The organism is Pseudotabrizicola sp. (assembly GCF_030684215.1).
Classification (GTDB): Bacteria; Pseudomonadota; Alphaproteobacteria; order Rhodobacterales; family Rhodobacteraceae; genus Pseudotabrizicola.
In genome coordinates this window covers 1-12,019 of record NZ_JAUXOV010000060.1, presented here as the reverse complement: position 1 = coordinate 12,019, position 12,019 = coordinate 1, and the positions used below count along the sequence as shown (strand labels likewise).

Below are 12,019 nucleotides of genomic sequence, written 5' to 3'. Positions count from 1 at the left end.
GCTTCTGAGTACCTTGTATTGCATGCGCTCGCCACGGTCTGCGAGAAATCCTTGATCAAGCTCAAGCTCAGAAAACCAAGAGCTTTCTACAAGTCAGTGCCACAGAGATTGCTCTTGCATCCGTTTCTAAACGGTCGTTTACTCCTGACATCCGAAATTGCAAAAAGGCCCCTGCCCCGTGCCACTCATCGGATACGCGCGTATTTCCACCGAAGACCAAACCGCCCTGCCCCAGGTACAGGAGCTGCGCTCCGCAGGCTGCGTGGAAATTGTCGAAGAGCAAGCCTCGGGCGGCAGTCGCACCCGGCCTGTTCTGGCGCGTGTGCTGGATCAACTGCGCGTTGGCGATACACTTGTCGTGGTTCGGATCGACCGCCTTGCCCGCTCGCTTTCTCACCTCTTGGAAATCATCGAGCGGCTGGAGGCAAGAGGTGCGCATTTCCGGTCCTTGCAGGATCCGATCGACACAGCGTCGCCGCAGGGCAAGTTTACCCTGCAGGTCCTAGGTGCAGCCGCCGAGTTTGAACGGGCACTGATACGCGAGCGCACCAAGGCCGGGCTGCGATCTGCGAAGGCGGCAGGGCGGGTTGGCGGCAACCCAGGGCTAAAGGCGGGCGATCCCGTGGCAATCCGCAAGGCAAGAGCCGCGCGAGTGGAAAGCCATTTCCAGAAACTTAATGCCAGTGCTGAACAGTGGGTGCCGGAAGTGCGCCGTCTGAGACCGGGCCTGCCTTGGGAAGACGTGCTGCGCATCGTCAATTCAGGTCTGCCGAGCGACGCGCAGCCTTGGTCCCTGCCCCGCCTGATCCGTGCTGCCAAAACCTTCGTCCGCGAAGGCCTGCTGCCGGACACCATCCTTTCCCGCGCCTCCGCGTCCGACAAGGATGATCGCCTGCCCGCCATCGTCGCGGGCATCAAAGGCGCAGATCCCAAGATGACTCTTCAAGCCATCTGCGACCGGCTAGAGACCATGCGCGAACGGACACCTAGGGGCCGCAGCAAGTGGGAGCCGTCATCGGTCAAGATGATCTTGGAGCGGGCGAAGAAGTTGGGACTGTTGTAGTAGGTAACGCTTTTCGGTGCTCATTAGGCCAAAAGGCATTCTACCGACGGGCTCAGACGAAGAATCGCTTGCGATGCTCACGCGAACACGATTGCCGTGGTCAGGTCTGCTACAGCGTTACTGAGCCTGGTCAGAGATTTTCCAAGCATCACGCGTAGGTTCAAGGGCGTCGGGTCCTGTGGATAAGTTTCGCGACATTTTCTGTAATCTTTACAATATTCTACACGCAACTCTTAACAGGTCACTTTAGCCCTTTCGCATCATATGGTGCCATTAACGGCAGAATGCACAAGATAGCTGCACAAGATTTGCCTTGAGTTTCTTCCCGACGGGCGTCATATCTGTAACGCGAAAACTAAGAAAACGACGTCCACTGCGTTCCTGCTTGCACCGATCGACTGCAGATCACGGGTAACGCTTAAGAGATGTCTCGAGACAGGCGAATGATGATGCACCAAGTGTTGCATGACAAGCTCAAGGCAGACGCAGAGCGGCTTTCTGAAGCCCTTGAACATATGTCGAAGCTTTTTCTGGCACCGAAGGAAGAAAAGACACTCCGCGCCTTCACAAGCGCAGAGGTCGGAGAGTTGTTGCGGGTGAGCGACGGCTATCTACGCAAGGCACATTTCGACGGCAGAATTCCAGAAGTCGAACAGGGACCGGGTAACAAGCGCCTTTATTCCGCCGAGAACATTCTCCAGATCCGCAACATTCTGGCTCAGAATGCAAAGGATCCGTTTCAGTTCCTTCCCGGTCGGCGACAAGGTGACAAGCTTCAGATCTGGTCAACCGTCAACTTCAAGGGCGGATCCAGCAAAACTACGACCACCGTGACTCTCGGGATGAGGCTCGCCCTGCGTGGATACCGTGTGTGTTTGGTCGATGCAGACCCTCAGGCCTCACTGACGACCTTCTTTGGATACCAGCCAGAGATCGACTTCCGTCACGGCGGCACGCTGTATGATGCAATTCGCTACAACGATGGCGAAACGTCCCGGGTGCCTATCGTGGACGTTTTGCGCAAGACCTACTTCCCGAACCTGGATCTAGTGCCCGGCGGGATCATGCTCTCGGAATTCGAAACCGAAACTCCAACCGCGCTGAGCCGTGGCGAACAACCCGTCTTCTTCAATCGGATCCGCGACTCGCTACGACAGGTTGAAGACGATTATGACATCGTTTTAATCGACTGCCCGCCTCAGCTTGGCTATCTGACGATGGCGGCGGTCTGTGCTTCGACGTCGCTTCTCATGACCATCATCCCTGAGCGTGTCGACCTGGCCTCGGCCAGCCAGTTCCTGACGATGGCGTCGGGCGTGTTGGAAGTCCTGTACTCGAACGGTGGCATCGGCGCGTATGACAATTTCGCCTACCTCCTGACGCGCTTCGACACCGCTATCAGCACGCAGCAGGACTTGTCTGAATGGCTCAGGCAATTGCTAGGCGACAGTGTGATCAAGACGCCCTTCGTGAAGTCTTCGGCGGTTAGCGAGGCCGGCCTTTCGCAGAAGACAATCTTCGAAGTGGACCTCGCTACGACCAAGAACCGAAAGACTTATGAGCGAGCCCTAGAGTCGGTGATGAGCTTTTCAAATGACATTGAAAAGATGATCCAGTCAGCATGGGGTCGAGGGGGCACAAATGAAGCGTGATCTTCTTGCCAAGAGCCTAGCACAAATGGGCTCAAAGCCTTTGGTTGCTGCCGAGGCCGGGTCGAAGGTGGACGAAAGCTCGCCTCGTTCCCTGAAGAGCATGTCAGACGTCCTTTCTCAGGTCTCGGCACAAGCGGCCCAGGACGTGGATGTCAATGAGATCGGCGATTCTGAAATCGCGGATCGTTTTGACGTATCCGAAGGGCTTGATGATCTGATCGAGTCCATCAGGACATCAGGACAACAGCTCCCTGCACTGCTCCGCTATCGCCGTGGCCCTGGCCCTCGCTATGAGGTGGTTTACGGACGCCGCAGAATTGCCGCGTGCCGCGTGCTTGGGATCAAGGTCAAGGCTTATGTCAAGGAAATGGACCACCGTGAGGCGCTTGTCTCACAGGCCCTGGAAAACTCTGCGCGCCTAGAACGCAGCTTCATCGAACAAGCCATTTTCGCCACCAAGCTAGAGAACCAGGGCTTCACCCGGGCCGAGATCGGCGATGTGCTAGCTGTCGACAAGGGAACGCTAAGCAAACTGATTGGCGTTGCCCGAGACGTGCCCGACGCAGTGATCTACAAAATTGGCGCCGCGCATGAAGCAGGCCGTCGCCCATGGCTGGAACTGCGTCGTCTGGTCAAAACCGAAAACGCCCCTTCAGACAGTTCTGTCCTCTTGCTTGTTCCTGAAGAAGGCACTGCGGCAGAGAAGCTCAGCGCTGTCATCGATGCGCTGCAGAAGGTTGCGGATGCACAGCAGAACGCAGCGGAGTCTGCCGCCAAGGGCCCCTCCCCTGCCCCGCTCAACAAGATGCCCGCAACTTCGGTGGCTTTCAGGTCCAAAGGCCAACGTCTTTTGATCGAGGTTTCCGACAAAAAGGAGCGCGGGTTCATCAACTTCGTGGAGACGCAGCTTGAGCGCCTCTACAAGGAGTGGAAAGAAAAATCATGACGCCGAAACGGTTAAGTGATTGATCTTTATAGGGTTGGCCATGGTCAACCCTAATCAAACAGGCAAGAAACAATCAAAAAGGAGGCAGACGTAGCGCAAAAAGAAACCCCCCGAAGGCGGTGAAGCACTCCAGAGGGTCCCGATTTACTCGCAATCTATTGGTACCCAAAAATTCGAATCACTGCAACACCGATTTCGGTGACCGGTATCCTTTTGCTGTCTGAAAACAGATGGAACAAGAAGCAGTCACGACCATCGAGGTCGAGGCACAGTTGAGTTGTGCGCCTTCAATCTTCGATTCTTTCGCCGGTATTGGCACGATCGAACACCAGCCACACTTCGTACCTGTAACGCGGCGCGCGCTTATGGCGGCGGTCAACACCACAAGTCGCGCACTAGGCCTGCGGCAGCCTTCAGTCGTTGTGCTTGACGCACTCTTGAGCTGCCTTCCCTGCAACGATCCGAAAACAGGGAATGACAGCCCAATCACGCCACTCACCCTGCTGACCGTGTTCGCTTGCAACGACACTTTATGTTTCCGCGCGAAAGGCATAACGGACAGGCAACTTCGGCGACACCTTGAGAAACTTGAAGCCGCGAATCTAATCCAACGGCGTGACAGCGCCAACGGCAAACGATTCCCAATTATGCGCAACGGTAAAGTCATAGGCGCGTTTGGCATCGACCTGTCGCCCCTGCTCGTACGGTCTGGCGAAATCCTTGCACTGTCTCAGAAACATCGTCAGGAAGCCGACGAACTTCGAGGCATGAAAGCCTACATCCAAAAACTGCGCGGTGAATGCCTCTCCCTTTGCCTGAAAGGCGAGGCCTTAGAGTTCGTCGAAGCTGCCCGCAACTTTATGCGTCGAACCGGAGTAACTGTACTTCAGGCAAGCAGCGTCATCAGCAGACTTAAATGCATCCTGGAGAGTAACGTAGTCACTCCAAGCGTACCGCATTTGGAAGAGTTGGCCACGGCCAACGATCCGGAACACGAACAACGCCAAGAACAAGCACCGTCTTCTAACTCGAACAAAACGACCGCCTCAGACGGACAAAATGTCCGGCACAAAGAGACTCCAAAATCATATACAAAAAAAACCTTACCGCGCTCGATGACAGAGCTATGGGCTTGCTTGACCGAAATCCCGGCCTTTTATCCAGACCACCCCACCACAGAACACGGCCTTCTACAGCTGCTATTTGAATTTGGTAAGATGCTGAGAATAGACAGCGCTCTGTTGAGTAGGGCGGTGTCTTTGCTTGGCCTGGCAGAAGCGATTCAGGTGGCAGATCAAATGGCGTGCAAGATCGACCAAGTCAAAAGCCCTGATAGCTACCTATCGAGGATCTTAGCCGGTTGCACCAAGACAAGAGTTGGCCATGGCCAACTTTGCGTTGGTACATAAATTACCAACCTAAAACGCGCCGCCCTGCCGGTCTGGCGCGCTGTCGTTGCCACCTATGTCCAGTACGAAAGTGAGAGAATGGTTGGTTTGAGGGTGGCGGGAAGTGAGATCGGGAGAGTGGCTCCCGGCGCCCGTCGTGGAGAAGACCTGATGGCCCAAGCTGCCCAGAAGATCACCCTGTCGTCCTCACGGGACATCCCCTTTGACAAGCTGGTGCTGAGCCAGTCCAACGTCCGGCGCATCAAAGCCGGTGTGTCGGTTGAAGAGTTGGCCGAGGACATCGCCCGCCGCGGTTTGTTGCAAGGCCTGAGCGTGAGGCCTGTGTTGGATGCCAATGGCATTGAGACCGGCAAGTTTGAGATCCCTGCTGGCGGTCGACGCTTTCAGGCGCTGGCACTGCTGGTGAAGCAGAAACGATTGGCGAAGACGGCGCCTGTGCCTTGTGTGTTGCGTGATGTGACATCAGATATTCTGGCCGAGGACGACTCGTTGGCTGAGAACATGCAGCGCGTTGCCTTGCACCCGCTCGATCAGTTCCGCGCTTTTGTTGCTTTGAAGGAGAAGGGTCAGGGTGAGGAGGCTATCGCGGCGGCCTTCTTCGTGACGCCGCAGATCGTGAAGCAGCGGCTGAAGCTCGCATCCGTGGCCCCTGCCCTACTCGAGGTCTATGCCGAGGATGGCATGACGCTGGAACAGCTGATGGCCTTCACGGTGAACCCGGATCACGCGCGTCAGGTGCAGGTCTGGGACGGTGTGAAGGCTTCGTGGAACAAGGAGCCTTATTCGATCCGTCGCATGTTGACGGAAACCTCTGTGCGGGCTTCGGATCGACGCGCGGTCTTTGTCGGTGTTGATGCCTATGAGGCAGCGGGTGGAGTCGTCCTGCGCGACCTCTTCCAAGGTGATGATGGCGGCTGGCTGGAGGACCCTGCCCTGCTCGACCGTTTGGTCGCGGACAAGCTGCAAGCCGAGGCGCAGGCAATTGCTGCTGACGGTTGGAAGTGGATCGAGGTATCCACTGACCTGCCCTATGGCTACAGCCACGGTCTGCGGCGTCTGGTTGGAGAACCGATGTCGCTCAGCGCGGATGAAGCTGCAGAGCACGCAAAGCTGCTTTCGGAGTATCGCGCACTGGAAGAGGAATACTCTGGCCAGGACGAATACCCTGAGGAGATCGACACCCGGCTTGGCGAGTTGGAAGCTGCCATGGAAGCCTTTGAGCAGCGTCCACTGATCTTTGATGCGGCAGAGGTCGGTCGCGCCGGTGTCTTTGTGACGCTGGATCGGGATGGCAGCCTGGCTGTCTATCGCGGCTATGTCCGGCTGGAGGATGAGCCTGGCGAAGAGACCGTGGCCAACTTCGACGATGAGCTGGGTGCGGAAGGGCAGGGGGCTGATGTCGGTGTCTCCGCCGATCAGCTTCCCTCTGGTCCGTCTTCGACCACCGTCATCACTTCCGGCGGCCAGCCGTTCAGCGCCGGTCTTCCAGACGATGAGGATGACGGAGCTTTGAAGCCCTTGCCGGAGCGCCTGGTCATGGAGCTGACCGCGCATCGCACCCTTGCGATGCGGGAGGCGATTGGGCGTTCGCCCGACGTCGCCCTGACGCTGCTGCTAATGAAGCTGGTCAATGACACCTTCCGCAGTTCCGGCGCGTCGGGCAGTTGCTTGGAAGCCTCCGTTCGCCCCGTCTACATGTCGGCTCAGGCCCCCGATCTGAAGGACAGTCCGGTGGCCAAGGCCGTGGACGATCGTCATGCTGCCTGGGAGGCCGATCTACCGCTTGGCGACGATGCCGTGCTTTGGGACTATCTCTCGGCCCTCGATCAGGCCAGCCGTCAGGCTCTGCTGGCGCATTGCCTGAGCTTCGGGATCAATGCTCTGCATGAGAAGGTGAACCCATATGGCGCAGGCATCTCGGCCAGCGGGCTGACCCGGCGCATGGCCCAGTCCGAGATCGTGGCCAAGGCCGTCGATCTCGACATGGTCGCGGCGGGGTGGGAGCCGACCGCGGACAACTATCTGAACCGGGTTCCCAAGGCGCGTATCCTTGAAGCCGTGCGTGAGGCGAAGGGGGAAGGCACAGCACAGTTGCTCGACCATCTGAAGAAGGGTGAGATGGCGACGGAAGCTGAGCGCTTGCTCAAGGGTAGCGGCTGGTTGCCAGATGTTCTGCGGCGCAGTGATCTTGCCGCTCTGGACGGGCATGTCGCTGCAGAAGGGCAGGGGGCTTTGAGCGAAGAACCCTTGGGCGCTTCTGACATTGACGCTGAGATCGACTTGCCCGCCTTCCTGATGGCCGATTTGCCCGTGGAAAGCACGGCAATGATGGCTGCGGAGTGATCTGAGCCTCCGAGGGCGGGGAAACCCGCCCTCATTCACCACAACTATAAACAATATCAATATGATGAGTGCGAATGTTCGCATTCAGGATGAGGAATCATGTCCGCAAACACGATAATCAACCAAGCGCCGTTGGGCGCGCTTATTCGTTACACCGACGGCAGTCCCAAACCGCCTGCACGCTTCACCAAAAAGTTGGCAGCCTGGGAAAGGTCCAACGGTGTTGGCCGTCTGGTGAAGAAGGAACCGCCGCGACCCTACTCAACCTGGACGGCCCCGGCGTCCTTCACCCTGCATGAGGGCAACTTCTCCTCGGACGGCGTCATCCTCGTCACGATCATGCGCAGTCATTCCGCCGACAGTTCGCTGATCTTCGAAGTGATCGAGGAGCCTAAGGTAGGGCAGGTTCGTGTGCTCTTGGATTTCGGGGGCAGCACCGAGCTTTTGCATCTGGCGGCGTCCGCCACAGCGGCAGAGCTTTGGATTGCCAAGGCGGGCTATCGCAACGCGCGGTTCGAGATCGTCGGAGCTGAGGGCGACGATGGGGCAGGGGAGGCGGGTATCGCCGCTTGAGGGGATTAATTTCTGGCTCGGCCACTGCCGTCTTGCGGTTTGGTCGAGCCTCTCTCGACAGATAGGCGCCATTGGCATATATTGCCAATCAAATGGAGATCACGGCATGGCCACCCGCAACGTTGTTCTGACCGAACCCCAGTCAAAGCTAATCGACGATCTGGTTGCCTCGGGCCGCTACCAGAACGCCTCCGAGGCGCTGCGGGCCGGTTTGCGCTTGCTGGAGCGCGAAGAGGCCGAGTTCCGTGACCTGCGCTCACGGCTAACACGTGGCGTGCTAGAGGCCCGAGAAGGCGCTTTCGCGCGCGGACCCGGTGAAGAAGCAATCCGGCGGGTCTTTGCAACGGCGCAAAAGTCCGCATCCTGATGCCAAAACCATGGGTGTTGACGCGGCAAGCAGAGGCCGCACTGAAAGATATCGCGGTCTGGACTGTTGAAACTTTTGGCAGGCGGCAGGCGGACGCTTGCGCTGAAGACCTCATCGAAAAGTGCCAGGCACTGGCGGACGGTGCTGCACCTTCCAAAGACTGCCGTCGACTGGTTGATCCTGCGCTGCCCGAAAACCTACGTTATGCCCGCTCCGGACAGCACAATTTGGTCTTTATTGCCGCGCCAGACCGGATGATCGTCGTTGACTTCCTGCATGTCAGGATGGACCTGCCCGCTCGGCTTGCCGCCTTGGGCGAAGGCGACAGCGGCGAATAGCCAACTCTCAATTTCAAAACGCACGGTAGAGGGCACAGAAGGCGGACATCGCCGCCCGAGCCTTCTCAGAGACAAAGGGGGCCCGCCGCACGCGGGCCTCTCATCCAGCACCAACCTGTCCCGCGCATCTGCGCGGGGCACCAAAGGCTCCATTCCCAGTAAGGCCTCGGTCAACTGAGAACATGTCTGCAAGGCTGGCGGGGTGAGCATCAGCGGGACAATTCGGCTCCTTGTGTCAAAGTACCATCCCCCGCTTGCCAGTCCCTTCCTTGGCCCAAAGCCGGTCTTCGAGATCAACCCGCGAGGGGTCGGACTACGGGCTAGCCCGTGCCGCCGGGTGGATTCGGGCAAGCCCGAACGCACCCGGTGATGTCAGACCGTCTTTGGTCCTGCGGGTTCCTGTCAGCGCGGGGGATGGTCCCTCGCCTCCCAGCAGGAGCCAAAACAGATGTCCCGCAAAGATGCACACGCCTTCGCCGCCAGCCTCGCAGCCACGCTCATGGTCTCCATCGTGGTCTTTCAGGCAGGGGATGGAACCTTTGGTGCCGTCCCCGCCGACGAAATCGACGGTGACGAGGTTTTGGTTGTGGCTGAGCACGACCCGTGGGCGTAATGCCCACAGTCGTTAAGAAGGCCCGGGGACGGCGCGAATGCGCCTCCGGGCCTTTCGCCTGTCTGCCCTCAAGAGCCTGACAGGCCCACTGCGCCGACGTCTTGTCGGCATTCCGAAATCCAAAGAAGGCGGCGGCAAGAAACTGAAGCAGATAGGGCAGGGGGCTTTCTCATGTTAAGAGAATCGCGGTCTGTGAACATGACCGAGCCGACATGTTCACAAAAGCTGGATTCGTTAACACGAATGTCCCACTGCTGGTTTGCGCACGGGTGGTCAGTTGGCCGCCATGTCCTCGGGCGATTTACCTGCTTCGAGTGCAGCGACAAACCACAGCGGCTTGCGCCCCCGGCCTGACCAGGTGAGGGTCGCATTTTCTGGATGGCGGTACTTCGCGGCGGCCGGCGCACGGCTGGGTTTCACTTCGGAGCCAATCAGTTCGGCAAGAGAATAGCCCATCTCTTTGGCAATCCCCTCGAGCTTGCTTCGGGCATCGCTTTTCTTCCGGTCTTCAAAGTTGGAAATGGCCTTGGCCAGATCCTTCTGCAGGGTCTTGAGCTCTTTGAGCGACAGTGTCTCAACGTCGAATTCAGCCATGGGTGCCTCGTGTCCAAATTGATGCCCTTGGGATAGCCGTCTGGGCGCGGGCTCGCAACTCCGATCGGGCTTAGGCGCGAATGGCAAGAAAGGGGCTCTGAGGTGATCCGCCGCTATGGGGGTAAAGACTTCGGGCTTACCGTCTTATCAGGGCGAGGATGACGATGTTCTGCAAGAGCTCCCGATCACTCCTGTCACCGGTGCCATCCCTTCGACTGACAATCCCCTAAGCCTGTTCGGCCTCATGCGCGCAACCCCGCGTCAGTCTGGGCCGTGTTGGCTAGCGTTTCTTTGGAAACGCGGCACCTGCCCGCTCCACCCCGGACCTTTGGGGGTTTCCGGTCGCCGTTTCGTCTCCCGTGCACGCCTCAGCCGACAGGCTTTTTCCGGGTCTTGTCGAAGGGACGGTCCCAGGGACAGGAAACACAGGAGCTTACCATGCAGAACATCGTCATCCTCGCCGGCAACATCGGTCAGACCCCCGAAGTCCGCACCACCCAGGGCGGCACCAAGATCACCAACTTCAGCCTCGCCACCTCCCGCCCCCGTCTCTCGGAAGGTCGCGTCCTGCGCGACGAGAACGGCTACCGGGTCATGGACACGGAATGGCACCGCATCACCTGCTTCAACGGTCTCGGCAAGACGGTCGCAGAGCACTGCGAAAAGGGCATGAAGGTCCTCGTCCACGGCCGCATCCACTACACCAAGTGGATCGACAGCATGGGCAACGACCGCTACGGCTGCGAGATCATCGCCGAAAAGGTCGACTTCCTGAGCCGCCCGAAGTCGGCCGAGACCGAAAACCCCGAGCTGGTCGACCGCGACGACGAGATCCCGTTCTGAAAAGAACGGGGCCTCCCCCTCAGGCCCGGCGGGGAAACCCGCCGGGTTCGTGGCATGCGCACGGCAAGCCGTGTAGCAGGACATCGGCACAGTTTGACAATCTTTGCCAATTTATGTCATCGTCCTTGCAAAGGAGATCGCGACCATGGCCACGATGAATGTTTCTTTGCCGGACCCGATGAAGGCCTGGGTCGAGGCCCAGACACAAGATGGGCGCTACAGCAACGCCAGCGATTATGTGCGCGATCTGATCCGCCGGGACCAGGATCGCCAGCAGGCCATCGTCGAGTTGCAGCAGCTTGTCGATGAGGGTCTCGCAAGCGGTCCGGCAGGACGTCTGGATGTTGAGGCATTTCTTGCCCGCAAGCGGGATCAGAATGCCAGAACCGACGGTCGTTGAATATCGCCTATCACCTGCTGCGCTGAATGATCTGGACGCGATCTGGGATTATACCGCGCGTACCTGGTCAGTTGGTCAGGCAGAAACCTATATCCGCGGGCTCGCCGTGGACATGGACCTGCTGGTCCAGCACCCGGGGATCGCGCGCGAACGCACTGAAATCCGCCCGCCCGTGCGCCTTTACCGCTCGGGATCGCATCTGATCATCTACCGCATCGAGGAGGAGTGGCTGCAGGTGTTGCGCATCGTGCATGCGCGACAGAATTGGGTCGCCTATCTCAACGAGTGATCTGACGCTCTCGCAGCCCTTCGCGGCGAAGCGAGGTGCTGCGAGAGGATTTGAGCATGAAGGTCGAAGACGAAGAACGCATTGCCGCCGATCTCGCGAAGATCATGGCCATGATCTGCATCCGCAACACGCGGCTGGAGGATTTGCACGCCGGGGTGCAGCCGGTGACGCTGACCGGCGATTATTCGGACGTGAACGTGATCGACGCCACAGGTCAGACCATCCCGTGGCGCACGGTGTCGCATATCGATGATGCGCAGATGGCGGACTTGATGCGGGACATCGTCAATCGCCTGTTCACGTTTCACATGAGGCGGGATGATCTGAGATTCAGGGATCATCTCGACCGCTGGATGACTGCATCGAACAAATGGGACAACCCGGTTCTCGACACGACTTTTCTCGAAGCAGTTGCTGAACTGGGGGTCCCCCGGAAAGCGTGAGACGTTTGACTGTTTGGGTGGGCCCAAGCTCAGCCGAAACGCCCGGTCTGCAACGATGTTCTGTGCATCAGCGATCTGAGAGTCAGAGATGGGTTGGTTGCTTTCGTGACAGATTGAGGGCTGGGAGAGTGGCTCCCGGCGCCTGT

General features: G+C 58.5%; 14 protein-coding genes. 13 read left to right on the top strand and 1 reads right to left on the bottom strand.

Annotated elements, in window-relative coordinates; translation table 11 throughout:
* Positions 1-178 precede the first annotated feature (178 nt).
* The 9 genes from Q8K08_RS12005 (at position 179) to Q8K08_RS11965 (ending at position 9,304) form a co-directional block, all read left to right on the top strand.
* Positions 179-1,063, top strand: a complete 885-nt coding sequence (locus Q8K08_RS12005) for a recombinase family protein (RefSeq protein WP_305250220.1) — start codon at positions 179-181, stop codon at positions 1,061-1,063.
* A gap of 449 nt (positions 1,064-1,512) precedes the next feature.
* The gene (gene repA, locus Q8K08_RS12000; RefSeq protein WP_232209676.1) at positions 1,513-2,715 is read left to right on the top strand and encodes a plasmid partitioning protein RepA; all 1,203 of its coding nucleotides are present in this window, start codon (positions 1,513-1,515) and stop codon (positions 2,713-2,715) included.
* Positions 2,705-3,661 carry a plasmid partitioning protein RepB gene (repB, locus tag Q8K08_RS11995; RefSeq protein ID WP_305250218.1) on the top strand — a complete coding sequence of 319 codons (957 nt, stop codon included), beginning with the start codon at positions 2,705-2,707 and terminating at the stop codon, positions 3,659-3,661. Before repA ends, repB begins: the two co-directional genes overlap by 11 nt.
* A 230-nt stretch (positions 3,662-3,891) precedes the next feature.
* Positions 3,892-5,070 carry a helix-turn-helix domain-containing protein gene (locus Q8K08_RS11990; protein WP_305250217.1) on the top strand — a complete coding sequence of 393 codons (1,179 nt, stop codon included), beginning with the start codon at positions 3,892-3,894 and terminating at the stop codon, positions 5,068-5,070.
* Between the two features lie 150 nt (positions 5,071-5,220).
* On the top strand, positions 5,221-7,413 hold the full coding sequence (locus tag Q8K08_RS11985) for a ParB/RepB/Spo0J family partition protein (RefSeq protein ID WP_305250215.1): 2,193 nt from the start codon (positions 5,221-5,223) through the stop codon (positions 7,411-7,413).
* Positions 7,414-7,512: 99 nt separating this feature from the next.
* The gene (locus tag Q8K08_RS11980) at positions 7,513-7,986 is read left to right on the top strand and encodes a hypothetical protein (RefSeq protein ID WP_304804572.1); all 474 of its coding nucleotides are present in this window, start codon (positions 7,513-7,515) and stop codon (positions 7,984-7,986) included.
* Between the two features lie 106 nt (positions 7,987-8,092).
* A complete protein-coding gene (locus Q8K08_RS11975; RefSeq protein ID WP_108437630.1) occupies positions 8,093-8,353 on the top strand; it encodes a type II toxin-antitoxin system ParD family antitoxin in 261 nt (86 codons plus the stop codon).
* Positions 8,353-8,691, top strand: a complete 339-nt coding sequence (locus Q8K08_RS11970) for a type II toxin-antitoxin system RelE/ParE family toxin (protein ID WP_288997861.1) — start codon at positions 8,353-8,355, stop codon at positions 8,689-8,691. The genes Q8K08_RS11975 and Q8K08_RS11970 overlap by 1 nt, the downstream gene beginning before the upstream one ends.
* Before the next feature lie 448 nt (positions 8,692-9,139).
* Positions 9,140-9,304: a hypothetical protein gene (locus tag Q8K08_RS11965; protein WP_304804567.1), complete on the top strand. Its 165-nt coding sequence runs from the start codon at positions 9,140-9,142 to the stop codon at positions 9,302-9,304.
* Between the two features lie 273 nt (positions 9,305-9,577).
* On the opposite strand, the gene Q8K08_RS11960 is transcribed toward Q8K08_RS11965, so the two are convergent.
* Complete coding sequence (locus Q8K08_RS11960) at positions 9,578-9,898, bottom strand: H-NS histone family protein (RefSeq protein WP_304804564.1); 321 nt, start codon at positions 9,896-9,898, stop codon at positions 9,578-9,580.
* A 438-nt stretch (positions 9,899-10,336) separates the two neighbouring features.
* Here Q8K08_RS11960 and Q8K08_RS11955 point away from each other — a divergent pair, with 438 nt between their 5' ends.
* The 4 genes from Q8K08_RS11955 (at position 10,337) to Q8K08_RS11940 (ending at position 11,873) form a co-directional block, all read left to right on the top strand.
* The gene (locus tag Q8K08_RS11955) at positions 10,337-10,741 is read left to right on the top strand and encodes a single-stranded DNA-binding protein (RefSeq protein ID WP_009820080.1); all 405 of its coding nucleotides are present in this window, start codon (positions 10,337-10,339) and stop codon (positions 10,739-10,741) included.
* Positions 10,742-10,886: 145 nt separating this feature from the next.
* Positions 10,887-11,141, top strand: a complete 255-nt coding sequence (locus tag Q8K08_RS11950; protein ID WP_038148800.1) for a type II toxin-antitoxin system ParD family antitoxin — start codon at positions 10,887-10,889, stop codon at positions 11,139-11,141.
* A complete protein-coding gene (locus Q8K08_RS11945) occupies positions 11,119-11,430 on the top strand; it encodes a type II toxin-antitoxin system RelE/ParE family toxin (RefSeq protein ID WP_038148799.1) in 312 nt (103 codons plus the stop codon). The genes Q8K08_RS11950 and Q8K08_RS11945 overlap by 23 nt, the downstream gene beginning before the upstream one ends.
* Positions 11,431-11,486: 56 nt before the next feature.
* Positions 11,487-11,873, top strand: a complete 387-nt coding sequence (locus tag Q8K08_RS11940) for a hypothetical protein (RefSeq protein ID WP_305250212.1) — start codon at positions 11,487-11,489, stop codon at positions 11,871-11,873.
* Positions 11,874-12,019: the final 146 nt, after the last annotated feature.

Bases quoted from the DNA above. Each gene is read 5' to 3' on its own strand.
- Q8K08_RS11960 (WP_304804564.1), bottom strand. From the start codon at position 9,898: ATGGCTGAATTCGACGTTGAGACACTGTCGCTCAAAGAGCTCAAGACC.
- Q8K08_RS11940 (WP_305250212.1), top strand. From the start codon at position 11,487: ATGAAGGTCGAAGACGAAGAACGCATTGCCGCCGATCTCGCGAAGATC.
- Q8K08_RS11975 (WP_108437630.1), top strand. From the start codon at position 8,093: ATGGCCACCCGCAACGTTGTTCTGACCGAACCCCAGTCAAAGCTAATC.
- Q8K08_RS11970 (WP_288997861.1), top strand. From the start codon at position 8,353: ATGCCAAAACCATGGGTGTTGACGCGGCAAGCAGAGGCCGCACTGAAA.
- repA (WP_232209676.1), top strand. From the start codon at position 1,513: ATGCACCAAGTGTTGCATGACAAGCTCAAGGCAGACGCAGAGCGGCTT.
- Q8K08_RS11990 (WP_305250217.1), top strand. From the start codon at position 3,892: ATGGAACAAGAAGCAGTCACGACCATCGAGGTCGAGGCACAGTTGAGT.
- Q8K08_RS11980 (WP_304804572.1), top strand. From the start codon at position 7,513: ATGTCCGCAAACACGATAATCAACCAAGCGCCGTTGGGCGCGCTTATT.
- Q8K08_RS11950 (WP_038148800.1), top strand. From the start codon at position 10,887: ATGGCCACGATGAATGTTTCTTTGCCGGACCCGATGAAGGCCTGGGTC.
- Q8K08_RS11945 (WP_038148799.1), top strand. From the start codon at position 11,119: ATGCCAGAACCGACGGTCGTTGAATATCGCCTATCACCTGCTGCGCTG.
- Q8K08_RS11965 (WP_304804567.1), top strand. From the start codon at position 9,140: ATGTCCCGCAAAGATGCACACGCCTTCGCCGCCAGCCTCGCAGCCACG.
- Q8K08_RS11985 (WP_305250215.1), top strand. From the start codon at position 5,221: ATGGCCCAAGCTGCCCAGAAGATCACCCTGTCGTCCTCACGGGACATC.
- repB (WP_305250218.1), top strand. From the start codon at position 2,705: ATGAAGCGTGATCTTCTTGCCAAGAGCCTAGCACAAATGGGCTCAAAG.
- Q8K08_RS11955 (WP_009820080.1), top strand. From the start codon at position 10,337: ATGCAGAACATCGTCATCCTCGCCGGCAACATCGGTCAGACCCCCGAA.